This window comes from Sphingobium scionense (assembly GCF_014197035.1).
Classification (GTDB): Bacteria; Pseudomonadota; Alphaproteobacteria; order Sphingomonadales; family Sphingomonadaceae; genus Sphingobium; species Sphingobium scionense.
On record NZ_JACIEU010000015.1, the window covers coordinates 118,331 to 142,162 of the forward strand.

Genomic DNA, 23,832 nt, shown 5'->3' on the forward strand with positions numbered 1-23,832 from the left:
GGCATTCGCCGTCACCCTCTACCGCCGTCATCCCAGCGAAGGCTGGGATCCCACTTCTCTTTTACCGTGGGCCAACCCGTTCAGTTTCGCAAAGGGATCGTCGCTCGCATCCTCCTGCCAGCGATATTCGGTCCGATTGGCGACCCAGCGGGCCATCTCCTTGCCATAGAGCTTGGCGATCAGGCCGAGCGCCATGTCCGTCCCCGCCGAAATGCCGGAGGAGGAGATATACTTGCCATCCTCCACCCAGCGGGCATGGGGGATCCAGGCGACCTTGGCTCCCTGCGCCGTCGCCCAGGCCCAGGCCATCTTGTTGCTGGTCGCCTTCACCCCGTCGATCAGCCCGGTCTTCGCCAGCAGGCCCGAACCGGTGCAGATCGTCGCGACCTGCGGCGTATCCTGCGCCAATGTGCGGACGGCGGCGAGGAAGTCGGGATTGTTCACTTCCCGCCGTGTGCCGAGGCCACCGGGGATCATGACGATGTCGAGCCTGGGCGCATCGACAAAGCCATGGTCGGCGATCGTCTGCGGCCCGGCGGCGCTGCGCACCGGCCCGGCCTTGTCGGCGATCATGACAATCTCGACCCGGTCCTTCAGCATGCCGAACATTTCCAGCGGGCCGAACACATCGAGCAGTTCGAACCCCTCGAACAGCACCATGCCGAGCTTCTTCTTGGGGCCACTTGGCGGCACCGGCGGCTGCACGGAAAGTTGCGCCGAGGCAGTCGTGCCGGTCGCGGCGAGCGCGATTCCGGCGGTCAGGAGAAAGTTGCGCCGCGCAACATCGGCTTTTGGCTGGTCGCTCATCGTCACATTCTCCCTGTTTGCCGGGTTAGACGAGCGATGGCGGCGATCCCGCCTATTCGCCGCCATCCTTGTCGCCGCCACAGCCTTTCAGCACGCCTTCGCCGAAGGAAAGTTGCACCCGGTCGGACCAGATGGCGTCGCTCATCCCGTCGCTGCACGGCCCTTCGGTGACAGTCATGGCAAAGCCATCGCCCATGAAGCGGATGGCACGGGGATCGTCGGTGCGGCTGACATGATAGCGCAGCGGGCGATGATCGGGCCGTTGCAGCGTCGCGACCGATCCATTGACCATCACCGCCCAGAAAGGCTCGGTGCCGATCGCGCGATACTCCTCGCGTGGAGGCGGGGCGGCAGCTGTTTCACGGGAAACAGTGGCGGGTGCCGGTTGCGCGACCGGAGCCGGGGCCGGTTCGGGCGCGGCACTCTCATTGGCGACGATCGCCTGGTTGAGTGCCGGCGTGGCGTTGGCGATCACATTGTCGGTGCGATTGTCGACTCGGTTCGGCGGCACGGGATCGCCCGAGCAGGCGGTGAGGGCCATTAGCCCTGTCACCATCGCCGTCATCTTCATGGGCCGACCCGCCGGAAACAATGGGCCGCATGATCGTCGACCATGCCGATCGCCTGCATCCAGGCATAGACGATGGTCGGCCCGACGAACTTGAAGCCGCGTTTCTTGAGATCCTTGGAAATCGCCTCCGACAAGGCGGTCTGGGTCGGGAAGGTCTTGCCGTCGCCGATGATCGGCCCGTCGGGCGCGAAGGACCAGACATAGGCGGCGAAATCCTCGCCGCGATCGCGCATCGCGCCATAGATTTGCGCGCCCTTGATCGTCGCCTCGATCTTGGCGCGGGCGCGGACGATGCCGGGATCGGCCATCAGCCGTTCGACATCGTCGGGACCAAAGGCCGCGACCTTGTCCGGATCGAAGCCGGCAAAGGCGGCGCGAAATCCCTCGCGCTTGCGCAATATGGTGATCCAGCTGAGCCCCGCCTGGAACCCCTCCAGCATCAGCATTTCCCACAGCATGCGCGGGTCATGCTGGGGCACGCCCCACTCCGCGTCGTGATAATCCCGGTAGAGCGGGTCTGGTCCCAACCAGCTGCAGCGCGGCAGATCGGTCATATGTTTTGGGTGCGCCTGACGGCGCACGGAGCCGCACCGGCCCGCACCCCCTCCCGGCCGCCAAAGAGATTATCCTGATTGGGTGGCCGGGTGGGGGTGCGGGCTGGCGCAGTCATCCTATCAGACGTCCAGGTTGGCGACGTTCAGCGCATTGTCCTGGATGAATTCGCGGCGCGGTTCGACCACGTCGCCCATCAGCTTGGTGAAGATTTCGTCGGCGATGTCGGCCTGTTCCACCTCGACGCGCAGCATCGAGCGATTGTCCGGGTCCAGCGTGGTTTCCCACAGCTGTTCCGCGTTCATTTCGCCCAGCCCCTTGTAGCGCTGGATCGACAGGCCCTTGCGGCCGGCGGTCAGGATCGCTTCCAGCAATTCGCTGGGGCGCGAGATATTGACGCCCTTGGTCGCGACGGCTGGCAGCTCATCCTCGCCGAGTTCGTCCTGCGCCGCGACCGACTTGGCCGAGACCAGGCGGCTGCCCCTGGCATAGCTTTCCGCCTCTTCGCTGGCGGTGCCGTGCAGCTTGCGTGCCTCGGCCGAACCCAGGAAGCCATGTTCGATGACATGATGGTCGGTCACGCCGCGCCACAGCCGTTCGAAATGGAAGCCGCCACCTTCGGCGATGCGGCCGGTCCATTTGCCCTCGGCATCATGGCCGTCCATCCAGGCGACGGCGGCGGCCAGCTTCTCCGCCTGCTGTGCTTCGGTCAGTTCCGGGTCGAGTGCGCCGGTCAGGCCCAGCGCCTCGATGATCGCGGGATCATAGCGGCGCGGGACATAGCGCATCACCGCGCGCATACGGCGGGCATGTTCGATCAGGCTGCGCAGGTCGGCGCCGGTGCGGGCGCCGCCGGTGGTTTCCAGCGCCATCGTGTCGACGCCATTGTCGACCAGATATTGTTCCAGCGCGGCCTCGTTCTTGAGATAGACCTCCGACCGGCCACGGCTCGCCTTGTAGAGCGGCGGCTGGGCGATGTAGAGATGGCCTGCCTCGATGATCTGCGGCATCTGGCGATAGAAGAAGGTCAGCAGCAGCGTGCGGATATGCGCGCCGTCGACGTCGGCGTCGGTCATGATGACGATCTTGTGGTAGCGCAACTTTTCTAGGTTGAAATCGTCACGAATGCTGGTGCCCATCGCCTGGATCAGCGTGCCGACTTCCTTGGACGACAGCATCTTGTCGAAGCGGGCGCGCTCGACGTTCAGGATCTTGCCCTTCAAGGGCAGGATCGCCTGATTATGGCGGTTGCGGCCCTGCTTGGCCGAACCGCCGGCCGAGTCACCCTCGACCAGGAAGAGTTCGGACTTGGCGGGATCGCGTTCCTGACAGTCGGCCAGCTTGCCGGGCAGCGAGGCGATGTCCATCGCGCCCTTGCGGCGGGTGAGTTCGCGTGCGCGCTTGGCCGCCTCGCGGGCGGCGGCGGCGTCGATCACCTTCTGGACGATCATCTTGCCGTGGCCGGGATTTTCCTCCAGCCACTCGGCCATCTTGTCGGCCATCAGGCTTTCCAAGGGCTGGCGCACTTCGGAGCTGACCAGCTTGTCCTTGGTCTGCGACGAGAATTTGGGATCGGGCAGCTTGACCGAGACGATCGCGGTCAGGCCTTCGCGCATATCCTCACCGGTGAGGGAGACCTTCTCCTTCTTCAGCAGGCCGGTCTTTTCGGCATAATTGTTGAGGGTGCGGGTCAGCGCGGCGCGGAAGGCGGCAAGGTGGGTGCCGCCGTCGCGCTGCGGGATGTTGTTGGTGAAGCAGAGGACATTCTCATAGTAAGAATCGTTCCACTCCAGCGCGACGTCGATGGTCACGTCGTCGCGAGTGCCCGAAATCGCGATCGGATCGGGCATCAGCGCATTCTTGTTGCGGTCGAGATATTTGACGAAGGCCGCAATGCCGCCCTCATAATAAAGCTCGACTTCCTTCTTTTCCTCATGGCGGGCATCGACCAGGAACAGGCGCACGCCGCTGTTGAGGAAAGCCAGCTCGCGATAGCGATGCTCCAGCTTCTCGAAATCATATTCGGTATGGTTCTTGAACGTCGCGCCGTCGCCGGGCGCCTTTTCCAGGCTGGCGAGGAAGGTCACGCGCGTGCCCTTCTTGCCCTCAGGCGCATCGCCGATCACCTTGAGCGGCGCGGTGGCATCGCCATAGGCGAACCGCATCCAATGTTCCTTGCCGTCGCGCCAGATATTGAGGTCCAGCCATTCGGACAGCGCGTTCACGACCGATACGCCCACGCCGTGCAGGCCGCCCGATACCTTATAGGCATTGTCGTCGCTGGTATTTTCGAACTTACCGCCCGCGTGCAGCTGGGTCATGATGACCTCGGCCGCCGACACGCCCTCTTCCTTGTGGATGCCGGTCGGGATGCCGCGGCCATTATCCTCGACGCTGACACTGTTGTCGGGATTGAGCGTGATGACGATCTTGTCGCAATGGCCGGCCAGCGCTTCGTCGATCGCGTTGTCGCTGACCTCGAACACCATATGGTGCAGGCCCGACCCGTCGTCGGTGTCGCCGATATACATGCCGGGCCGCTTGCGCACGGCGTCGAGGCCTTTCAGCACCTTGATGCTGTCGGCGCCATATTCATTGTTGTTGGGGCTGTTCTGCTGTTCGTCGCTCATACCCAGCATATAGGGAATGGCGCCTCGAAACTAAAGCGAAACATGGCGTCTTCCACCCGGCTTTGCGGCGGTCTATCAGGCGCTCATGCGTATCGTGCCGATCCTTGCCCTGCTGCTGCTTTCCGCCTGCTCGCGCAGCAGCGAAGTGGCTGATGAATTGCCCAACAGCTCGCTGGCCGGCGCACCGCGCGACGCGATGCCGGAAACCCGGATGGAGGCGACCTTGGCCCGGCCGGTGACGATTGGCGAGGATGGTCCCCGGCTCGACGCCTGCGGCGCGATGGGACAGGCGACCCGGGTCGGTCCGCAGGGGCTTAGCGTCCGCACCGCGCCCTTTGCCGAGGCGAAGGTGCTGGCACAGTTGGCGGAAGGTGCGCGGATCCATGTTTGCACCCGCAGCATCGATCAGCAATGGCTGGGCGTGGTGATCCCGCCGCCAACGGCCGAAGGGGCCGCACCGACCGATTGCGGCGTGCGCGAACCGGTCGACCGCAAACGGGCCTATGCCGGCCCCTGCGTCAGCGGCTGGGTCGCCAGCGCCTATGTTCGACTGGTGGCGGGTTAGAGCCCGCCCAGATAGTCCAGCTTGCCCAGTGGCACGCCGGCCTGGCGCAGCAGCGCATAGGCGGTGGTCAGGTGGAAATAGAAATTGGGCAGCGAGAAGGTCAGCACATGGCTGCGCCCGGTAGAGGAAAATTCGCCGCGCGAAGTCTTGAGGAGGACGGTCGCCTCCTCGCGCCCGTCGATCTTCTCGCGCGGCACCGATTCCAGGAAGGCGATGGTGCGCGCGATGCGATCCTGCAGGTCAGCGAACGTCTCTTCCGTGTCGGGCAGGGGGAAGGGTTCCAGCTCGCCGATGCGGATGATGGCGCCCTTGGCACTGTCGGTGGCGAGCTGCACCTGCGCGGTCAGCGGGCGCATATCCTCGATCAGGCGGGCGCCGGTCAGCGTGGCGGGATCGATCCCCTGTTCGGCGGCATAAGCCGCGCCCTTTTCGAGCAGGGTGGACAGAACGCGCAGGCCACGCAGGAAGGCCGGGACGGTCAGGTCGTAGAGTTCGGTCGCCACGTTACGGGGATTCCCTTCATTCGATGCCGGTGAAGACCAGCTTCTGCACGCGGCGGCCGGTATTCACCTCGGTCGCATAGATATTGCCGGCGCTGTCGGTATCAATGCTGTGCAGCCAGGTGAATTGCCCAGCCTGGCGTCCGATCCGGCCGAAGGCGCCAAGGATGGTATGCGTCTTGCGCTCCAGAACCCAGATGCGGCCGTTCATCATGTCGGCGACATAGAGATAGGTCTGTTCCGGATCGGGCGAGAAGGCGATGTCGGTGACGGTGTGCGTGCCGCCGGTTTCCGGCGCGATCGCCAGGTCGCGCACGAAGGTCAGGCCGCCATCCTTCTCGCGCTTGAACAGCTGCGCGCGGTTGTTGTTGCGGTCGCAGACATAGAGATGGCCGTCCCGTGTCGGCACTACGCAATGGACGATGCTGTTGAAGATGGCGGACTTGGGATCGGCGACCCGGCTAGGATCGACGGCATGGCTCTGGTCGAACGTGCCTTGCAGCACCGGTCCGCTGGGCGGCTTGCCATAGGCGCCCCAGCGGCCCTTATAGGCGTTGCTCCTGTCGTCGAAGCCGATCACCCGGCGGTTCACATAGCCGTCGGAAATCAACACCATGCCGTCCGAATGATTGACGTCGGACGGATTGCCCAGCTGATCGGTCGCATCATTGCCGCCGGTCTTCTCGCGCCGGCCGAAGCGGCGGATATATTTTCCTTCCGGCGTATAGTTCATGACGACATGGTCGCCCTTGCCATTGCCGCCGAACCAGACGCTGCCGCTCTTGTCGATGAAGATGCCGTGCAGGCTGGCGGGCCATTGGTTGACGCCGTCGACCGTGGGCGCGCTGTCGGCGCCGCCCCAGCCGCCCAGATAGCGGCCATCCTTGGCGAAGCGCACCACTGGCGGCGCGGGCTTGCAGCAGGCGGCGATGGCGGGCGATTCGGAAAGGCCGGTGTCGGTCGCGGTCAGGCTGTGCGGGCGATGCACGACCCAGACCGAATCGTCCGGGCCGACCGCGACGCCGCTGACCTGCCCCAGCAGCAGGTCATCGGGCATAGCCGGCCATGCGGCATCCACCTTGAAGCGCGGCATTTTGGTGCCGGCAGGCGCAATCTGTTCGAAGGCGAGGGGGGCGAGCGCCTGCTCCGGTGACGCGGCTAAGGCGGCAACGGCGAAGGGCAGGGCAAAAGCAGCGGCGAGGAAGGCGCGCATCGGCGGGGACTCCTTGATCGTCGGGGAAGGGGTGAGCGGGATCATGCCCGACTGCCCGGTCCGGTCAAGGAAGATGCAACGCATTTTCAATAGGAAAAGGACCGGCCGACGGGTTTTTGTCGGCCGGTCAGGGGGCAAGTCTAGCCAGCGAGCGCGGGGCGTTCGGGCGGCGTGATCGTGAAGAAAGGCAGGGCGTGGTGGACGATCCAGCCGATCGTCGCGGCATAGACGATGGTGCCGACACCCACCGTGCCACCCATCATCCAGCCGGTCGCCAGCACGGCGATCTCGATGCCGGTGCGCACCCACTTGACCGGCCAGCCGTTGCGGCGGCACAGGCCCGTCATCAACCCGTCGCGTGGCCCCGGACCAAGGCCGGCCCCTATATAGGCGCCACCGGCAATGCCATTCAGTATGATCCCCGCACCCAGCCAGACGGCGCGCATCGCATAGCCGTCCGGCGTCGGCAGATAGTGGAGGCTGATGTCCACCGCCGTGCCGATTACCAGGATGTTGCAGACGGTGCCGATCCCCGGCCGCTGCCGCAATGGCCACCAGAGCAGCAGCACGACCGCACCGATCAGGTTTACCGTCATGCCGAAGCTCAGCCCCAGTTTCGGCGCCAGCCCCTGATGCAACACGTCCCAGGGATCGAGCCCCAGATTGGCGCGCAGCATCAGCGCCATGGCGAAGCCGTAAAGCACAAGGCCCCAGAAGAGCTGGAAGAGGCGGCGGGTCATCATCATGGGCATCAGACCTAGTCTAATTGGCCTTTTACAAAAGGACCAATGGCGCGTAAGTGGCCTTCAAATTGCTCTGATTGGATTGATCGCCATGTCCACTTCCTTTCTTCGGCCTCCCTCGCTGCTGCGGCTGTTGGGCGCCTGGCGCGCCCAGGACAGTGCCGAGCCGGCCTATCGCCAATTGGCGCAGGCGCTGCGGATGCTGGTGCTGGACGGGCGGATCGGCCTCAATGTCCGGTTGCCGGGCGAACGGGAACTGGCCGCCGCGCTGGGGCTCAGCCGCACGACCATCGCCGCCGCCTTCGACCGGCTGCGCGACGAGGGCTATCTGGAAAGCCGGCAGGGATCGGGCAGCGTCACCCGCCTGCCGCCCGGCCGGGTCGAGACCCCGACGCCCGACATCGACGGGGTGACCGGCGACAATCTGCTCAACTGGACCCATGCCGCGCTGCCGGCTGCGCCGGGCGTGGGCCTGGCCTATGCCCATGCGGTCGAGGCGCTGCCGGCCTATCTCGGCGACCTGGGCTATGATCCGCTCGGCCTGCCGGTGCTGCGCCGGGCGATCGCCGCCCATTATGAGCGGCGCGGCTGCCCGACCGATCCCGACCAGATCATGATCACCAACGGCGCGCAGCAGGGTTTCTCGCTGCTGCTGCAATGGCTGGCGGGGCCGGGTGATCGGGCGGTGATCGACCATCCCACCTATCATAATGCGATCCAGGCGTTGCAGCGGGCCAATGTCGTGCCGGTGCCGGTCGGCCTGCCGGTCCATGGCTGGGACATCGACGCGATGGACGCGGCCTTCCGCCAGACGGCGCCGCGCTTTGCCTATATCATCGCCGATTTCCACAATCCCACCGGGCGCAGCATGGACCCGGCGACCCGTCGCGCGCTGGTGGCGGTGGCGATGCGCACCCACACGCCGCTGGTGATCGACGAGACGATGGTGGCGATGGGGCTCGATGGATCGCCGCCGCCGCCGGTCGCCTGCCATGATCCGTCCGGCCGCCATGTCATCACTTTGGGATCGGCCAGCAAGATCTTCTGGGGCGGGCTTCGGGTCGGCTGGATCCGGGCCGATCCGCAGACCGTGGCCGCGCTCGGCCGTATCCGCACGACGATGGACATGGCCAGCCCCGTGGTCGAGCAATTGGCCGTGGCCCAGCTGATCGATGCGGACGAGGGGCTTGGCCCCCGCGCGGCGATGCTGCGCGACCGGCGCGACCATCTGCTGGCGCAACTGGAACGACATCTGCCGCACTGGCGGGTGGAATCGCCGGCTGGCGGCCTGTCACTCTGGGCCGAACTGCCCCGGGCGGAGGCGAGTGCGCTGGCGGCTTTGGCCGGCAATCATGGCGTGCGCATCGCCGCAGGTCCGCGCTTCGGCGTCAATGGCGCGTTCGAGCGGTTCCTGCGCCTGCCCTTCACCCTGCCAGAGGCACAGCTCGACATGGGCGTTGCCCGGCTGGTGGAGGCTGACGCCCGGCTCCACGCCCGCACCCCGCGCGGCCGCGATCCGCTGGCCCTCGCCCTGGAGGCCGACCGATTGATCTGACCCATAGAAAAAGGGCCGCGCGGATCATCACCACGCGGCCCTTTTCAATCGGCTTGGTCTCTAGGCCTTGATTCACGCTTCAGACCATTGGCCTGAAGCGATCAAGGTCTATGCCAAAAGGGCTCAGCCCTTCTTCTTCTCGGCCTGATAGCGTTCGATCGCTTCCAGCGTGATCTTGCGAGCGTCTTCCGCGCCGCCCCAGGTGCCGATGCGCACCCACTTGGTCTTTTCCAGATCCTTATAGTGGGTGAAGAAATGCTCGATCTGCTCCATCACGATGCCGGGCAGGTCGTCCTTCTCGTCCACATTGCTGTAGTAAGGGAAGGTCTTGTTGTCCGGCACGCAGACCAGCTTCTCGTCGCCGCCGGCTTCGTCTTCCAGGTTCAGCACGGCGATCGGGCGCGCGCGCACGACCGAGCCGGGCACGAACGGCGAGCGGGCGATGACCAGCGCGTCGAGCGGATCGCCATCGGGCGACAGGGTGTGCGGCACGAAGCCGTAATTGGCCGGATAGCGCATCGGCGTGTGCAGGATGCGATCGACGAACAGGGCGCCCGACGCCTTGTCGAACTCATATTTTACGGGCTCGCCGCCGACCGGCACCTCGATGATGACGTTCAGGCTGTTTGGCGGATCGTCGCCGACGGGGATCAGGTCAATGTTCATGCATCTTCGCCTTTTACATGCGGTTGCTTGGAAATCTTCAGGTGCGCGGTTGCAGCAGCTTGTCGAGGCTGCCTTCGCCGGTGCCGGTCTTTTCGAGGTGCGGATAGCGCAGGCCATCCGAATAAGCGAGGGTCAGGGTACGATAATATTTGTCCTGCTTTAGGATAAGCTGGATCGGCTTCTTCGCGTCCTTAGCCTCGGTCAGCGCCGTCTTGAATGCGTCGCCCGAATATTCATTGCCGTTCACCGCAATAATCTTCGATCCTACCGCAAGACCAGCCTTGAACGCCGCGCTGTTCCAGATCACCGCCGCGATATCGCCGTCATTCTTGACCGTCAGGCCCACGCCAAAGCTCTGATCGACTGTCTTCTGCGCGCCTTCGGCTGCCTTGGTGATGGCATTGGGCGTATCGGTATAGACCAGCTTGTAGCCGCCAAGGGTGAAGCCGCCCTTGGGCGTTTCCGTGGTGGGGCTGTCGACATATTTGTGGAACAGGCCGGCCCAGTCATAGGGGGCGAGGCGGTTCAGCGTGTCGATCACGTCCTGGCGATCATAGACGACCTGGCCCCAGTCGCCCGGCTTGATGCCGAAAAAGGCCTTGGCGAAGTCGTCGATGCCCTTGGCGCCCTTGCTCTGCTGGCGCAGGATGCCGTCGACTTCCAGCCAGATCATCAGGCCTTCATTATAATAATCTTCCGACCGCTGCCAGTTGGACCAGCCCTTGGGGCGGCGGGCCGAGATGATCGGGTCATGCGTCGTGTCTTCCATCGGCCGCCATTCGCGACCGCGCGTGGTGTCCAGCTTCGCGGCGATCTGGGCATAGGCGTCCAGCGTTTCCTGCTTGGAGAACATGCCCGAACGCGCGCCCAGCACATAACCCCAGAACTGGGTCTGGCCTTCATAGACCCACAGCAGATTATCCTGCATCGGCACGTCGAAATTGGGCGTCCACAACAGGTCGGGGCGGCGGAACTTGCCGTCCCAGCTATGGGTGAATTCATGCGGCAGCAGGTTGCGGTCGAGCAGCGCCTCGCCCGAATCCCACTTCTTGAAATAGCCCGGCTCGACCTGATTCTCGGACGAGCGATGATGCTCCAGGCCAATGCCGCCCATCTCGTCGGTGATCGACAGCAGGAAATCATAATGGTCGAAATGATAGGTGCCGAACGCGGCGCCGGCCTCGGCGACCAGCTTCTGGTGCTTGGCGATCTGGTCGGTGTTGAACACCAGCTCGTCGGCATCATCGGCAACGATGTTCAGCGTGACATTATGGCCCAGGTCGACCGCCTTGAAATGGGTGCCGGCAAAGACGGGCGAGTCCTGCAGCGCCTCATAGTCGATCACGTCATAGGCGATGGTGTCGCCCGTCCGCTTGCCGCGCAATGCGGTCGCCGCCTGCCAGCCGGTGGGATAGGTCACATTGGCCTGCACCGGGATCTGGCGGCTATAATAGCCGGCCGGGTAGAGCGAGACATCTTCCCACTGGATATTCTGCATCTTGGGCGTCACGACGACGCGGCCCTGGTTGGTCGCGGTCGCCGACAGGAACTGGAACTGTGCCACGACCTGCTTGGTGCCGGCCGGCACGTCGATCTCGAACGCATAGACGTTGAGCGGATTGCGCTTCCAGCTGATCGGCTTGCCATCGGCGGTGAAGGTCAGGCCGGTCAACTTCTCGATCGGGCCGCGCGCGGCATGGTTGCCGGGCAGCCATTCGGGCATCAGCAGTGTCATCGGGCCGCTCGACGCGACGGGAATGGTTTCCTTCACGCGGAAGATGCGCTGCACCGTGTCGGTGGCGTCGACGTCAAGGCGGATCGTGCCGCCCGGATAGGGGACATCCTTGGGCATCGGCTTGGCGCTGTCGACGGGCAGGGCGGTCGGCTTGGAACGGAGGACATCCTGCGCCAGCAACGGGCTGGCAATCGCGGTCGAAAGGCAAAGGGCGGCAGCAAGGCTGCGGATCATGACGGTCTCCAGAAAAGGAACGCGGGCCGGACGGCCCTGTCTGGCCCAAACATGGCGTCATGAAAGGCGCGCGTCCACCCCCAGATGCGCCGGATGTGCCGGATGCGCCGGATGTGAAGGGGGGGGGGCTTGATCGCGCGCCTTGTTACGGTCATGGAAGGAAGATCGGGATCAGCGCCTTCCCGATCAGCGCATCCGCGCCAAAGGCAGCCTCGCAGATCCGCCGTCGGCGGACCAGGGAGTTGTGCGTGGATCGTCTGGCCTTTCATCTTCTACCGTTCATGTTTTTTGGCTGTTGTCCCGATACGGCCAGCGCTCAGGCAGATGGCTTGTCGCTCTCCGGCAATGCGCGCATCCGCTATGAGATATTGGATGGCCAGGCACGGGCGGGTCTGCCGGGGGACATCGATCTGGTCAGCCTGCGCACGGTGCTGGCGGCCGAATATCGCACCGGCCCGGTGCGACTGGTTGCCGAATTATGGGACAGCCGGGCCTGGGGGGGCGATGCCGGTGACGGGATCGGCACGGGGGAGGTCAACACGATCGAGCCGGTGCAGGCCTATGTCGCCGCCGATCTTGGCCCGTTGCTGGGGCAAGGCAGCAAGGCGTCGGTCCAGGTCGGGCGCTTCACCCTCAATCTGGGATCGCGGCGTCTGATCGCGGCGGATGATTATCGCAACACGACCAACGGCTATACCGGCGTGAAGATCGACCTGGCGTCGGCCCAGGGTGGGACCGCCAGCCTCATCTATGTGCTGCCGCAGATGCGCCGGCCCGATGACGAGGCGTCGGTGCTCGACAATCGCGCCGCGCTCGACCGGGAAAGCTTCGACCTTCAGCTTTGGGGTGGTTATGCCGCGCAAGCGATCGGGCGCCGCACGATCGCGGAGCTGGGCTATTTCCACCTGCTGGAACGGGACACGCCCGGCCGGCCGACGCGTAACCGCGACCTGCACAATGTCAGCCTGCGGCTGATGCGCGCGCCGGCCTCCGCGCGGCTGGATTATGAGGTGGAGGGCATCTGGCAGATGGGAACGATCCGTTCCTCGACCGCTGTGGCCGCGCCGGAACAGGATGTGGCGGCCTGGTTCGTCCATGCCGATGTTGGATATAGTTGGCCCGGACCGCTCAAGCCCCGCCTGTCGGTGGAGTTCGATTATGCCAGCGGCGACCGGCGGGGTGGTTCCTATGGCCGGTTCGACACGCTGTTCGGCATGCGCCGCGCCGATTTCGTGCCGGCCGGGATTTTCGCCCAGACCGGTCGCGCCAACATCCTGACCCCGGGCCTGCGGGTCGAAATGACGCCGGGCAGGCGGCTGGACCTGTTTGCCAACTGGCATCCGATGTGGCTGGCGTCGCGCACCGATGCCTTTGCCACCACCGGCGTGCGTGATGCGACCGGGCGGTCGGGTCGCTTTGCCGGCCATATGGTCGATGGCCGGCTGCGCTGGTGGATGTTGCCCGACAAGATACGGCTGGAACTGAACGCCAATTGGCTGGCCAAGGGCCATTTCCTGCGGATGGCGCCCAATGCGCCGGCGGGTCGCAATGTGCGCTATCTCTCGATCGCGCTGTCGAGCCAGTTCTAGCTGCAAAAAGCGCGTTTCCTTGGGCCGCGATTACAGTTAAAGGCGCTGCCCCATGGCGAAGATCGAAACGCCGCGCCCGGTGCGCGGAACGCAGGACATGTTGGGCGGCACGGCGGAGGCGTTCCAGGAACGCTTCGCCCATGTCGTCGCCACCTTTGACCGGGTGCGCAAACTCTATGGATTCCAGCGGGTGGAAGTGCCCGTCTTTGAATCGACCGCGGTGTTCGCCCGTTCGCTGGGCGAAAGCACCGACGTCGTGTCGAAGGAAATGTACACGTTCGAGGATCGCGGCGGCGACAGCATCACCCTGCGCCCCGAATTCACCGCCGGCATTTCGCGCGCCTATATTACCGAGGGCTGGCAGCAATATGCGCCCCTGAAGGTCGCGACCCATGGTCCGCTGTTCCGCTATGAGCGCCCGCAAAAGGGTCGCTTCCGCCAGTTCCACCAGCTCGACGCCGAAATCCTGGGCGCGGGCGAGCCGGCGGCCGATGTCGAGCTGCTGGTGCTGGCCGACCAGCTGCTGCGCGAACTGGGCGTGTCGGAAGGCGTGACCCTCAACCTCAACACGCTGGGCGACGCGGAAAGCCGCGAAGCCTGGCGCGCCGCGCTGATCGCTCATTTCGAGGCGCATCGTGGCGAGCTGTCGGAAGAAAGCATCGACCGGCTGGCAAAGAATCCGCTGCGCATCCTCGACTCCAAGGATCCGCGCGACCGCCCGATCGCCGACAGCGCACCGGACATCGACGCCTATCTGACCGACGAGGCGCGCAGCTTCTTCGACAAGGTGACGAGCGGCCTCGACGCCGCCGGTGTCGCCTGGGAACGCAATTCGCGGCTGGTGCGCGGGCTCGATTATTATCGCCACACCGCGTTCGAGTTCATCACCGACCGGCTGGGCGCGCAGGGCACGGTGCTGGGTGGCGGTCGCTATGACGGCCTGATCGAAAATCTGGGCGGTCCGTCGACCCCGGCGGTCGGCTGGGCGGCGGGGATCGAACGGCTGGCGATGTTGATCGACCAGCCGGCGATTGACAAGCCGCAGGTCGTGCTGATCCCGATGGGCGAGGCGGCCGAGGCGAAGGCGACCGGCATCATCGCCGATCTGCGCCGCGCCGGCATCGCCTGCGACATGGGCTATCGCGGCAACATGAAGAAGCGGATGCAGCGCGCCAATGCGTCTGGCGCTGCCTGGGCCATCATCCTTGGCGACGATGAACTGACACGGGGCGAGGCGGCGGTCCGCAACCTTGGCACTGGTGAGCAGCAGGCGGTTGCACTGGATGCGCTGATCGGCACGGTGACGGCGCTCTGATGCACATCTCCGCCGAACGCATCGCGCAGATCGAGGCGCGCCGGGACGAGGTGCAGGCGTCGATGACGCGCGCCGATCTCGCGCCCGATGCGTTCGTGAAACTGTCCAAGGAATATGCCGAGATCGAGCCGGTGGCGCGGGCCGCGCATGAAGTGCGCCGGCTGCGCCAGGAGTTGCGCGCGCTCGAACAGATGGCCGGCGGCGAGGAAAGCGACGCCGATCCGCTGATGCGCGAAATGGCGCAGGAGGAAATGCAGCTCCTCAAGGGGCAGTTGCCCGATGCCGAGCGCGCGCTGGCGTTGCAGCTGCTGCCCAAGGATTCGGCCGATGCCCGCCCGGCGATGCTGGAAATCCGCGCCGGCACCGGCGGCGACGAGGCGGCTTTGTTCGCCGGCGACCTGTTCCGCATGTATCAGCGCTACGCCGATACCCAAGGCTGGAAGATGGAGATGCTCTCCGCCAACGCTTCGGAACAGGGCGGCTTCAAGGAAGTGGTGGCCAGCATCAACGGCACCGGCGTCTTCGCCAAGCTGAAGTTCGAGAGCGGCGTGCATCGCGTCCAGCGCGTGCCGGTCACCGAAAGTGGCGGCCGCATCCATACCAGCGCCGCGACCGTGGCGATCCTGCCCGAGCCGGAGGAGGTCGACGTCCAGATCGCCGACTCCGACCTCAAGATCGACATCTACCGCGCATCGGGCGCCGGCGGCCAGCACGTCAACACCACCGATTCCGCGGTGCGCATCACCCATTTGCCGACCGGCATCGTCGTCACGCAGCAGGACGAGCGATCGCAGCACAAGAACAAGGCCAAGGCGATGCAGGTGCTGCGCGCCCGCATCTATGAGGCGGAACGCGAGCGCACCCAGAGCGAACAGGCCGGCGCGCGCAAGGCGATGGTCGGATCGGGCGACCGGTCCGAGCGTATCCGCACCTATAATTTCCCGCAGGGGCGCGTGACCGATCATCGCATCAACCTGACCCTGCACCGCCTGCCGGAGATTCTCGAAGGACCGGGCCTTGCCGAAGTGATCGACGCGCTGGTGGCCGAGGATGAGGCCGCGCGCCTTGCCCAGCTGGACGGGGTGGCGTGAGCGTCGCCGATGCGCTGCGCGACGCCACTGTCACCTTAAGCGCGATCAGCGACACCCCTCGGCTCGACGCCGAACTGCTGATGGCCCATGCATTGGGCATCGGCCGCAACGACCTGTTGCTGCGTCAGCGCGATCTGTCCGTTCCTGTCACTTTCGCTGTCCATATGCAGCAACGGCTGGCCGGCGCACCGATCGCCCATATCGTCGGCAGTCGCGATTTCTGGACGATCAGCCTGGCCGTGACCCCCGATGTGCTGATCCCGCGCCCGGACAGCGAGACGCTGATCGAGGCGGCGGTCGACCATTTCCGCGACCGCGCACCCGCGACCATGCTGGACCTTGGCACCGGATCGGGCGCGTTGCTGCTTGCCGCGCTCGACCAGTGGCCCGGTGCGCACGGGCTGGGCATCGACGCCTCGGTGGCGGCGCTGGCAGTGGCGCAGGACAATGCCGACCGGCTGGGCATGGGGAAGCGCGCGCGTTTCCAGCTGGGCGATTGGGCGGCGGGCGTGACCGGGCCGTTCGACCTGCTGCTGATCAACCCGCCCTATATCGCGCTCGCCGCGCCGCTCGCTGGCGATGTGCTGCATGATCCCGCCAGCGCGCTGTTCGCCGGGGTGGAGGGGCTGGACGATTATCGCCGCATCGCGCCGCAACTGCCAGCGCTGATCGCGCCGGGCGGCATGGCCGCGATCGAGATCGGCTATGACCAGGGGGAAAGCGTGTCGGCGCTGCTGCGTGCGCAGGGGCTTGCGGTCGCCCTGCGCCGGGATCTCGCTGGCCATGATCGTTGTCTGATTGCGACGCCGGTCTGAAACCAAGGCTGGATTTCATGCCGCCACAGCGAAAATTGCTTGGTTTATGGTGTGAAAGCCACTACATCAGCATCAGGAACGGCGCCGATCTGGTGACATGGCCTTGTCAGGTCATTGATAGATAAGGCGGTTTTCCTGCTCCTGAAAGTCAAGACGGCGCTGCTGCGCAGGCGCCTCTGGCGGCTGAGGGCGTGAGTCTGAAACGCTCATGCCTTGCGGAGCCGTATCCGGCCCAAGGAAGGGCGGTGCTTGGGGATGGCAACTGAACAGTGTTTTCAGTGAATATTATCATAGCGAACGCAAGGATCATGTCTTGATCAACAACCGGCAGGCCGGTCGCCGCAATCGCGGCCGGAACAATAACAATAACGGACGTCCCAATGGCGGTAGCCGCGGCGGTGGCGATAATGGCAACCGTATCGACAACCGCGCCCGCGGCAATGCGGCCCAGCTTCTTGAGAAATACAAGAATATGGCGCGCGATGCCCAGATGGCCGGCGACCGTGTGAACGCCGAATATTATCTGCAGTTCGCCGATCATTATTTCCGCGTGCTGGCCGACAACCGCTCGCGCCAGGAGGAGCAGCAACAGCGCTTCCGCCGGAATGACGAGAATTTCGACGACGAGGGCGACGAGTTCGACGGCAACGAGGACGGCGCCGAAGAGGGCCGCACCGAACAGCCCGAACGCGCCGAGCGCGATTATGACCGTCGCGAGCCGCGTGGCGAGCGCCAGGATCGCGCTGACCGTGGGGATCGCCCGGATCGGGGCGACCGCGGGGATCGCAATGACCGGGGTGACCGCAATCGTCGCGACCGCAATCGTCGTGACCGGCCGGTGGCCGAGGAAGGTGCCGAGCAGCAGCCGGTTATAGCCGAACAGCCGGTCGAGGCCGCAGCCGAACCGGCCGCCGAAGCGCCCAAGCCGCGCCGCGGCCGTCCGCGCAAGGCCGATGCCGCACCGGCCGAAGCGAGCGAAGGTCTGGATGTCAGCATCCTGCCGCCCTCGATCGCCCGCGCCGATAATGACAGCGAAGCGGAAGTGACTGAGGAGGCGCCCCGCAAGCGCACCCGTCGTGCCCGTCCGGCAACCGAAGCCGCCGAATAAGCGCGGCTTTCGAGCGACCCGAAAACCAAAAAGGGGCGGTGCCATCCCGGCGCCGCCCCTTTTTGTTTGCAAATATAGCCGCTTGGGGCAGAAGATCGTCGCATAAGGGGAGTGCGACCTGATGACGACTGTCCGCCTGTTGACCGGTCTGGCCCTGATGCTGCCGGCCGCCGCCTTTTCTCAAACTGCGTCTGTCGATCCCACCGGCGCCACCGCGCAGGGTGATGTTGCCGTCACCATCTATAATGGCGGCCAGTCGCTGGTGCAGGATGACCGGCAATTGAGCGTCAATGCCGGCCGCAACCGGATCGAATTTCCCGATGTATCCGCCCGCATCCGGGCCGAGACGGTGAATCTCTCCGGTCCCGGCTTTTCCATCGTCGAACAGAATTTCGATTTCGACCTGCTGTCGCCCGACAAGCTGATGGACAAGGCGGTGGGGCAGGAGGTGACCTTGGTCCGCACCAATCCCGCGACCGGTGCCGAGACTCGTGAGCGCGCCAAGATCCTGGCGGCCAATGGCGGCATCGTCATGCAGATCGGTTCGCGGATTGAGGTGTTGCGCGACGATGGCCTGCCGGTGCGGGTGATCTTCGATCGGGTGCCGGCCAATCTGCGCGCCCGCCCGACCCTGTCGGTGACGATCGAGGCGGCGCGCGGCGGCACCGTGCCGGCCCGGCTGTCCTATCTGACGCCCAATCTCGGCTGGACTGCCGACTATGTCGCGCTGTTCGACGCGGCCAAGGGCGCGATGGACATGCAGGGCTGGGTCACGCTCACCAACAATACCGGCACGACCTTCACCAACGCGAAGACGATCCTGGTCGCCGGCAATCCGGCCAATGGCGGCGGCCGGCGTAACTGGTGGCAGTCGTCGGGAACGGGGGGCAGCGGCGCGATCGACCAGGCCGGCACCGAAGGTGGCCCGCGCGAGCGGCTGGGCGATTATTATCTCTATCCGCTGGCCGATCGCACGACCATCGCCAATGCCCAGCAGAAGCAGGTCAGCTTCCTCGACGTGAAGGGCGCGCCGGCGCGGGCGACCTATGAATATCTCAATCCCTGGATGGGCAGCTCGCCCGAACCGATGAGCGCATCGAGCGTGCTCAAATTCTCGACCTCGAAACAGGGGGGACTTGGCGACCAGCTGCCGGCCGGCACGATCCGCGTCTACATGCGCGATGCACGAGGCGATCCTCAGTTCATTGGCGAGAACAGCATAGATCACACGCCGATGGGTTCCTCCATGGCGCTGCGCACCGGCGAGGCGTTCGACGTGAAGGTGCGGCCGACCGTCGAGCAACGCACGAAGAGGGGCGGTCAGCGCTGGGAAACGCGGATGCGCTACACGCTGACCAATGCCCGACCCGAAGCGGTGACGATCGACCTCGCCCAGCAGGGGCTGTGGGGCGACACCCGCGTCACGGCACAAAGTATGGAAGGCAAGCGCGTCTCGGCCGACCGAATGGAATGGAGCGTGCCGGTGCCGGCCAATGGCTCGGTCGACCTCAGCGTCACCTTCGATTCGCGCTACTGATCGGGCCGGCGCCGTGCTGCTGCGCGTCCTTGCCCTTCTCCTGCTGTGCCTCGGCATCGCGCCGGCGCGGGCGGGGACGGTGGTTTCGGCCAAGGCCGATTCGGTCTCGGTCACCGTCTATCGCCAGCCCGGCCGCGCAAAGGGCGCGATCGATCCCAAATGGCCCGGCGGCTATGCGCTGATCAACGAGACTCGCATCATCGACCTGCCGCAGGGCGACTCAGTGGTGCGGTTCGAGGGGGTGGCAGAGGGGCTGATGCCCGAAACCGCCGCCCTGTCCGGCATGCCGCAGGGCGTGAGCGAGAAGAATCGCGATGCCCGGCTGCTCTCACCGGCCGGCCTGATCGACGCTTATCTCAAGCGCAGCGTCACCCTGCGCCGCACCGATCGCAAGACCGGCAAGGTCAGCGAGCAGGATGCGATCATCAGCGCCGGGCCGATGGGCGGCGTCATCGTCCAGACGGCGCAGGGCTATGAGGCGCTGCGGTGTAGTGGCTTGCCCGAACGCATGCTCTATCCCCGCGTGCCGACCGACCTGTCGCCGCGTCCGACCCTGTCGGTCATTGCCACCAGTGCCCGGCCGACCCGCGTCACGCTACAACTCACCTATCTGGCGGAGGGGTTCGACTGGGCTGCCAATTATGTCGCCGACATGCAGGATGATGGCCGCCATCTCGACCTCATGGCCTGGCTGACGGTGGCCAATGGCGGCGTCACCGGTTTTGCCGATGCCCGACTCAGCGTCATCGCCGGTCAGCCCAACAGACAGGAGCGCAAAGCGCAACCGCGCCCGACCGGTGGTGCGTTGTCGCTGCGCTGCTGGCCGATGGACATCACCAGCACCCATCCGCAGTGGGAGTTGTTTCCGATCGAGATGCCGCCGGCCGAGGCGATGATGGATTCGGCGCAGGAAATCGTCGTGACATCGATGCGCGCATCCGCGCCGATGATGGCCGCGCCGCCACCCCCTCCACCGCCGCCTCCGCCACCTCCGCCACCGGAGGATGTGGGCGACCTCAAACTCTATCGCGTCCCGGTGACCGTCGATGTTGCCGCCAAGGGGCAGAAACAGGTCGCGCTGCTGCGCCAGCCCGATGTGCTGGTCGAACGCTTTTATGCCGCGACCATCGACTATAGCGACGGCAATGGCCGGTCACGGCCGATGACGCTGCGCCTGAGATTGCAGAATCGCAAGGCGGACGGTCTCGGCCTCGCCATGCCTTCGGGCCGGGTCGCCCTGTTCGAAACCGTCGATGGCCAGCGCCTGCTCGCGGGCGAAACCGACATCGACGACAAGGCGGAAGGGGAACGGGTCGATTATGACATCGCCCAGAGTGCCGATGTTCGCATCATGGCGGTCATCGGCAGCCAGTCGCAAAAGGCGCGGCGTTGGACACTGACCCTCACCAATGCGCGCCCGTTCGACGCGACGGCGGAAATCCTCATTCCCCATGACATCGCGCCGCGTCCGACCGAGATGGAGCGCCGTGGCAATAGCTGGGTGTGGCGCGCCATCATCCCTGCCAATGGGCAGGTCAGCTACAGCTACGACCAGAAGCTGCGCTGACCTCCTCAGTCGCCGGGGATGGGGCGGGGGCGGTGGGTCTCGTCCAGCGCGACGAAGGTGAAGACGCCGCTGGTCAGCGCCACCGTTTCCGCGCCGCCACCGCGAGTCGCGACCACGTCGATGCGGATCGCAACCGATGTGCGACCGCGCTTCTCTTCCTGGGCATAGACCGACACCAGGTCGCCCATCAGGATCGGCGAGATGAACTTCATGCTCTCGATCGCGACCGTGGCCACTGCGCCCTGGGCGATTCGCCCCGCGACGATACCGCCGGCAATATCCATCTGGCTCAGCACCCAGCCGCCGAAGATATGGCCATTGCTGTTGATGTCGGCCGGCCGCGGCACGACCCGCAATATCACTTCGCGATGGGGATCAGTCGTCAAGCGGCACCTCGTCCTTCAGCCGGTCCATTACCTGGTCGTCATGCCCCGTCCCGGCAGAGAGGAAGACGAGGGCCATCAAGCCCGTTCCCAGCATGAAGGTCAACCAGACCCCCAATATGGTGGCGATGACCATATGAACCGGCATCGGCCCGGTCCATAGCCGCAGGAACAGCAAGGCCGCGCCGACGCACAATGCGCCGACCAGCGCCATCCAGAGCATGATCCGGCGGAACCGCGACCAGGCGATCGCTGCGATCCGGGGATCGTCCAGGCCCTTTTTCTCTGTCATTCTCTTGCTCTCCTCCCTTTTCTTTGCCCCGCGAAAGTGGGATCATCAAGCGCAGAGACAGTAAGTCCATAAAAGGAGAGCGGCCATGACCATCGCGGCAATCTTGCAGGGCAAGGGGCGCGACGTCGTCCAGGTCCAGTCGACCGACAGCGTGTTGTCGGTGGTGACCTTGCTGGCGGATCGGCGCATCGGCTGCGTGCCGGTGGTCGATGATGGCCAGGTGGTCGGCATCTTTTCCGAACGCGATGTCGTCTATCGTCTGGCCCAGCAAGGGGCAGAGGCCCTGAACCACACGGTCGCCGATGTGATGACTCAGCCGCCGATCACCATCGACGACCAGATGCCTGTGATCCACGCTTTGTCGCTGATGACCAAGCGGCGCATCCGCCATCTGCCGGTGGTGAAGGGCGGCACGCTGGTCGGCCTCGTCTCGATCGGCGATTTGGTGAAGTTCCGCATCGACAATATCGAATCGGAAGCGGCCGCCTTGCGCGACTATATCCAGACCGCCTGACGAATTGCAGGCGTCCGCTGATCCGTCAGGCGGGCGCCTGCACCGGCGGGGCGCGGCGCACGATCAAGCGCACCAACTCCATCAGCGTGCCGCGCGCGCACAGCATCAGCGCGGCGAGGAAGGCGACACCGCCGGCCGGCACCAGGATCGCCAACCGGATCGGTGCGGCAAGCGGGGGCAGCAGTCGGTCGATCGCCAGCACCACCCCGGCCATCAGGATGGAGCAGCTCAGGCCCGGTGCAGCGGCGCGTATCAGGTCGATCGCGCGCAGTCCCATCGGCCTACCGGCGAGGCGTGTCGTGATGATGGTCAGGATCGGGAAGGCCCCCAGCCAGGCCCAGGCCAGGCCAATCGCGCCGGCCTGGATACCGATCAGAAAGGCGGTCGCCATCAATATCGCGCCGATCGCGGCGATACGGGCGGTGGTGCCGGGCCGGCCCAATGCATTGCTGACCGGCGCGAACATCACCTGCAGCGTCATGAACGGCATCGCGAGTGCCAGGACCGAGACAAAGGGCGCCATCTCCAGCCATTTCTGGCCAAACAATGTTTCGACCAGCGGCTCGGCGGTTACCGCCATACCCAGATAGATGGGGCAGGAGATCAGCATCAGCAGCCGTACCGCCTTGCAGAAGGACCAGGCTACCCGTGACACATCCTTCTGCATCCTTGCATAAGCGGGGAAGGCGACCTCGTTCAGCGGCGGGATGAACTTGCTGACGAAGATCTGGGTCAGGAACAGCGCCTCGGCATAGAGGCCCAGTTGATGCGGCGTGAGGACGCGGCCGCCGATGAAGATGTCGCTCTGGCTCTGGATGATCCAGAAGAGCTGGCCGCCGAGCAGCGACGCGCCGTAGATGACCATCGTCCGCGTGCCGCTGAAATCGAAACTGGGAATCGGGCGGAAGCCGGTGACCAGAATATAGCCAAGCGCCTTGACCCAGAATCCGGTCATCGGCGCGAACACCAGGGTCCATACCCCCCAGCCCGACAAGGCGCCGACCAGCGCCATCGCGGCGGAGGCTATGGCCGCGATCAGGTTGATGAAGGCGGGCCGGCGGAAATCCAGTGCCCTGGCCGTGATCGCTTCGGGAATCGCAATGAAGGGGGTGGACAGGTAGAGCAGCGCCTGGACGCGCAGCAACTGTGCCACCATCGGCTGGTCATAATAGTCGGCGGCCAGCGGCGCGATTGCCAGTTGGAACAGCGCCAGGCTGCCGTTCAGCAACAGCATGATGGTGAAGGCCTGGCGCAGCCGGTGCGATTCCAGCGTCTCGGACTGGACCAGCGCGGCCACGAGGCCATAGCCATTGAGGAAAGTGGCGAAGTTCAGGATCACCTGGGTCATGGCGAACAGGCCATAATCCTTGGGATCGAGCAGGCGGATCACCGCCAGCGTCACGATCCAGCTCAGCATTTGCGAGATGATCTGGCTGCCCGAGCGCCAGAATATCGCCTTCTTGACCCGTGTACCGAACCCGGCATCGGCAGCATCGGCCTCGTGCAACCCCATATCCATCCTGTTTTCCCGGGCGGAAGGCCCGTACTGTGGGGTTTAGACCGGAACCGCCAAAAAATTGTGAAACAAAATTGCAAAAAGTGTTTGACGGTTTTGGCGGCCGCATCTAGAGGGCTTTTCACCGGACGGAGCGGCGCTGCTGAGGCGCTTAACTGACCTGGTCGCCCACATAGACGGACACTGGTCCTCTGAACGAGAGTTTAGGGAACGCTGGTTGTCCGGTTTTGATGTCGGTGCGGCTCTTTGACATTGTGATTTAGATGAAGGGACATGTGGGCGGCGGCCCTGGGTTCTTACGGCTTTCAGGCGTAGGAGTTCAGATAAAATTAGG

22 protein-coding genes are annotated in these 23,832 nt (G+C 65.0%); 10 read left to right on the forward strand and 12 right to left on the reverse strand.

Annotated features, from left to right (window positions below; translation table 11 throughout):
- Positions 1-27: 27 nt before the first annotated feature.
- From GGQ90_RS18190 to gyrB, 4 genes are all read right to left on the reverse strand, one after another.
- Positions 28-807, reverse strand: a complete 780-nt coding sequence (locus GGQ90_RS18190) for a DJ-1/PfpI family protein (RefSeq protein WP_188083388.1) — start codon at positions 805-807, stop codon at positions 28-30.
- A 52-nt stretch (positions 808-859) separates the two neighbouring features.
- Positions 860-1,399, reverse strand: coding sequence for a membrane-like protein (locus GGQ90_RS18195; RefSeq protein ID WP_188083389.1), 540 nt, complete (start codon positions 1,397-1,399; stop codon positions 860-862).
- Positions 1,375-1,932, reverse strand: a complete 558-nt coding sequence (locus GGQ90_RS18200; RefSeq protein WP_188083390.1) for a DNA-3-methyladenine glycosylase I — start codon at positions 1,930-1,932, stop codon at positions 1,375-1,377. Before GGQ90_RS18200 ends, GGQ90_RS18195 begins: the two co-directional genes overlap by 25 nt.
- Before the next feature lie 120 nt (positions 1,933-2,052).
- Positions 2,053-4,560 carry a DNA topoisomerase (ATP-hydrolyzing) subunit B gene (gene gyrB, locus GGQ90_RS18205; RefSeq protein WP_188083415.1) on the reverse strand — a complete coding sequence of 836 codons (2,508 nt, stop codon included), beginning with the start codon at positions 4,558-4,560 and terminating at the stop codon, positions 2,053-2,055.
- 85 nt (positions 4,561-4,645) lie between these two features.
- Here gyrB and GGQ90_RS18210 point away from each other — a divergent pair, with 85 nt between their 5' ends.
- Complete coding sequence (locus tag GGQ90_RS18210) at positions 4,646-5,125, forward strand: hypothetical protein (protein WP_188083391.1); 480 nt, start codon at positions 4,646-4,648, stop codon at positions 5,123-5,125.
- Here the strand turns inward: GGQ90_RS18210 and GGQ90_RS18215 are convergent.
- The 3 genes from GGQ90_RS18215 to yczE all read right to left on the reverse strand — a co-directional run bounded on the left by GGQ90_RS18215 (position 5,122) and on the right by yczE (position 7,584).
- On the reverse strand, positions 5,122-5,628 hold the full coding sequence (locus GGQ90_RS18215) for a DUF1993 family protein (protein WP_188083392.1): 507 nt from the start codon (positions 5,626-5,628) through the stop codon (positions 5,122-5,124). The two genes, GGQ90_RS18210 and GGQ90_RS18215, sit on opposite strands and share 4 nt — an antisense overlap.
- 16 nt (positions 5,629-5,644) lie before the next feature.
- Entirely contained in the window at positions 5,645-6,838 is a 1,194-nt protein-coding gene (locus tag GGQ90_RS18220; RefSeq protein WP_188083416.1) for an NHL repeat-containing protein, read from the reverse strand.
- A gap of 140 nt (positions 6,839-6,978) precedes the next feature.
- Positions 6,979-7,584, reverse strand: a complete 606-nt coding sequence (yczE, locus tag GGQ90_RS18225; RefSeq protein ID WP_188083393.1) for a membrane protein YczE — start codon at positions 7,582-7,584, stop codon at positions 6,979-6,981.
- Between the two features lie 88 nt (positions 7,585-7,672).
- Here yczE and yczR point away from each other — a divergent pair, with 88 nt between their 5' ends.
- Entirely contained in the window at positions 7,673-9,136 is a 1,464-nt protein-coding gene (gene yczR, locus GGQ90_RS18230) for a MocR-like transcription factor YczR (protein WP_188083394.1), read from the forward strand.
- A gap of 123 nt (positions 9,137-9,259) precedes the next feature.
- Here yczR and ppa read toward each other — a convergent pair whose 3' ends face one another.
- Positions 9,260-9,802: an inorganic diphosphatase gene (gene ppa / locus GGQ90_RS18235; RefSeq protein ID WP_007703904.1), complete on the reverse strand. Its 543-nt coding sequence runs from the start codon at positions 9,800-9,802 to the stop codon at positions 9,260-9,262.
- Between the two features lie 37 nt (positions 9,803-9,839).
- On the reverse strand, positions 9,840-11,771 hold the full coding sequence (locus GGQ90_RS18240; protein ID WP_188083395.1) for a M61 family metallopeptidase: 1,932 nt from the start codon (positions 11,769-11,771) through the stop codon (positions 9,840-9,842).
- 248 nt (positions 11,772-12,019) lie between these two features.
- On the opposite strand from GGQ90_RS18240, the gene GGQ90_RS18245 reads away from it, so the two are divergent.
- From GGQ90_RS18245 to GGQ90_RS18275, 7 genes are all read left to right on the forward strand, one after another.
- Positions 12,020-13,360: an alginate export family protein gene (locus GGQ90_RS18245; protein WP_343053882.1), complete on the forward strand. Its 1,341-nt coding sequence runs from the start codon at positions 12,020-12,022 to the stop codon at positions 13,358-13,360.
- 52 nt (positions 13,361-13,412) lie between these two features.
- Entirely contained in the window at positions 13,413-14,675 is a 1,263-nt protein-coding gene (hisS, locus tag GGQ90_RS18250; protein WP_188083396.1) for a histidine--tRNA ligase, read from the forward strand.
- Positions 14,675-15,766 (forward strand): peptide chain release factor 1, encoded by a 1,092-nt coding sequence (gene prfA / locus GGQ90_RS18255; protein ID WP_380766617.1) that lies wholly within the window; start codon positions 14,675-14,677, stop codon positions 15,764-15,766. Before hisS ends, prfA begins: the two co-directional genes overlap by 1 nt.
- Positions 15,763-16,581, forward strand: coding sequence for a peptide chain release factor N(5)-glutamine methyltransferase (prmC, locus tag GGQ90_RS18260; RefSeq protein ID WP_188083397.1), 819 nt, complete (start codon positions 15,763-15,765; stop codon positions 16,579-16,581). The genes prfA and prmC overlap by 4 nt, the downstream gene beginning before the upstream one ends.
- Positions 16,582-16,894: 313 nt before the next feature.
- Positions 16,895-17,689, forward strand: a complete 795-nt coding sequence (locus tag GGQ90_RS18265) for a DUF4167 domain-containing protein (RefSeq protein ID WP_188083398.1) — start codon at positions 16,895-16,897, stop codon at positions 17,687-17,689.
- A gap of 121 nt (positions 17,690-17,810) precedes the next feature.
- Complete coding sequence (locus GGQ90_RS18270; RefSeq protein ID WP_188083399.1) at positions 17,811-19,226, forward strand: DUF4139 domain-containing protein; 1,416 nt, start codon at positions 17,811-17,813, stop codon at positions 19,224-19,226.
- Between the two features lie 13 nt (positions 19,227-19,239).
- Positions 19,240-20,793 (forward strand): hypothetical protein, encoded by a 1,554-nt coding sequence (locus GGQ90_RS18275; RefSeq protein WP_188083400.1) that lies wholly within the window; start codon positions 19,240-19,242, stop codon positions 20,791-20,793.
- Between the two features lie 5 nt (positions 20,794-20,798).
- Here the strand turns inward: GGQ90_RS18275 and GGQ90_RS18280 are convergent, their stop codons facing one another.
- Together GGQ90_RS18280 and GGQ90_RS18285 are read right to left on the reverse strand one after the other, a co-directional pair.
- The gene (locus GGQ90_RS18280; RefSeq protein WP_188083401.1) at positions 20,799-21,179 is read right to left on the reverse strand and encodes an acyl-CoA thioesterase; all 381 of its coding nucleotides are present in this window, start codon (positions 21,177-21,179) and stop codon (positions 20,799-20,801) included.
- Positions 21,169-21,468, reverse strand: coding sequence for a hypothetical protein (locus GGQ90_RS18285; RefSeq protein ID WP_188083402.1), 300 nt, complete (start codon positions 21,466-21,468; stop codon positions 21,169-21,171). The genes GGQ90_RS18280 and GGQ90_RS18285 overlap by 11 nt, the downstream gene beginning before the upstream one ends.
- Positions 21,469-21,553: 85 nt before the next feature.
- Between GGQ90_RS18285 and GGQ90_RS18290 the strand changes: the two genes are divergently transcribed.
- Entirely contained in the window at positions 21,554-21,982 is a 429-nt protein-coding gene (locus tag GGQ90_RS18290) for a CBS domain-containing protein (protein ID WP_188083403.1), read from the forward strand.
- A 25-nt stretch (positions 21,983-22,007) separates the two neighbouring features.
- On the opposite strand, the gene GGQ90_RS18295 is transcribed toward GGQ90_RS18290, so the two are convergent.
- Positions 22,008-23,495 carry a lipopolysaccharide biosynthesis protein gene (locus GGQ90_RS18295; RefSeq protein ID WP_188083419.1) on the reverse strand — a complete coding sequence of 496 codons (1,488 nt, stop codon included), beginning with the start codon at positions 23,493-23,495 and terminating at the stop codon, positions 22,008-22,010.
- Positions 23,496-23,832 lie beyond the last annotated feature (337 nt).

Coding starts and splice junctions, on each gene's coding strand:
- GGQ90_RS18190 (WP_188083388.1), bottom strand. CDS start 807: ATGAGCGACCAGCCAAAAGCCGATGTTGCGCGGCGCAACTTTCTCCTG.
- GGQ90_RS18200 (WP_188083390.1), bottom strand. CDS start 1,932: ATGACCGATCTGCCGCGCTGCAGCTGGTTGGGACCAGACCCGCTCTAC.
- gyrB (WP_188083415.1), bottom strand. CDS start 4,560: ATGAGCGACGAACAGCAGAACAGCCCCAACAACAATGAATATGGCGCC.
- GGQ90_RS18210 (WP_188083391.1), top strand. CDS start 4,646: ATGCGTATCGTGCCGATCCTTGCCCTGCTGCTGCTTTCCGCCTGCTCG.
- GGQ90_RS18220 (WP_188083416.1), bottom strand. CDS start 6,838: ATGCGCGCCTTCCTCGCCGCTGCTTTTGCCCTGCCCTTCGCCGTTGCC.
- yczE (WP_188083393.1), bottom strand. CDS start 7,584: ATGATGATGACCCGCCGCCTCTTCCAGCTCTTCTGGGGCCTTGTGCTT.
- yczR (WP_188083394.1), top strand. CDS start 7,673: ATGTCCACTTCCTTTCTTCGGCCTCCCTCGCTGCTGCGGCTGTTGGGC.
- ppa (WP_007703904.1), bottom strand. CDS start 9,802: ATGAACATTGACCTGATCCCCGTCGGCGACGATCCGCCAAACAGCCTG.
- GGQ90_RS18240 (WP_188083395.1), bottom strand. CDS start 11,771: ATGATCCGCAGCCTTGCTGCCGCCCTTTGCCTTTCGACCGCGATTGCC.
- hisS (WP_188083396.1), top strand. CDS start 13,413: ATGGCGAAGATCGAAACGCCGCGCCCGGTGCGCGGAACGCAGGACATG.
- prfA (WP_380766617.1), top strand. CDS start 14,675: ATGCACATCTCCGCCGAACGCATCGCGCAGATCGAGGCGCGCCGGGAC.
- GGQ90_RS18270 (WP_188083399.1), top strand. CDS start 17,811: ATGACGACTGTCCGCCTGTTGACCGGTCTGGCCCTGATGCTGCCGGCC.
- GGQ90_RS18285 (WP_188083402.1), bottom strand. CDS start 21,468: ATGACAGAGAAAAAGGGCCTGGACGATCCCCGGATCGCAGCGATCGCC.
- GGQ90_RS18290 (WP_188083403.1), top strand. CDS start 21,554: ATGACCATCGCGGCAATCTTGCAGGGCAAGGGGCGCGACGTCGTCCAG.
- GGQ90_RS18295 (WP_188083419.1), bottom strand. CDS start 23,495: ATGGGGTTGCACGAGGCCGATGCTGCCGATGCCGGGTTCGGTACACGG.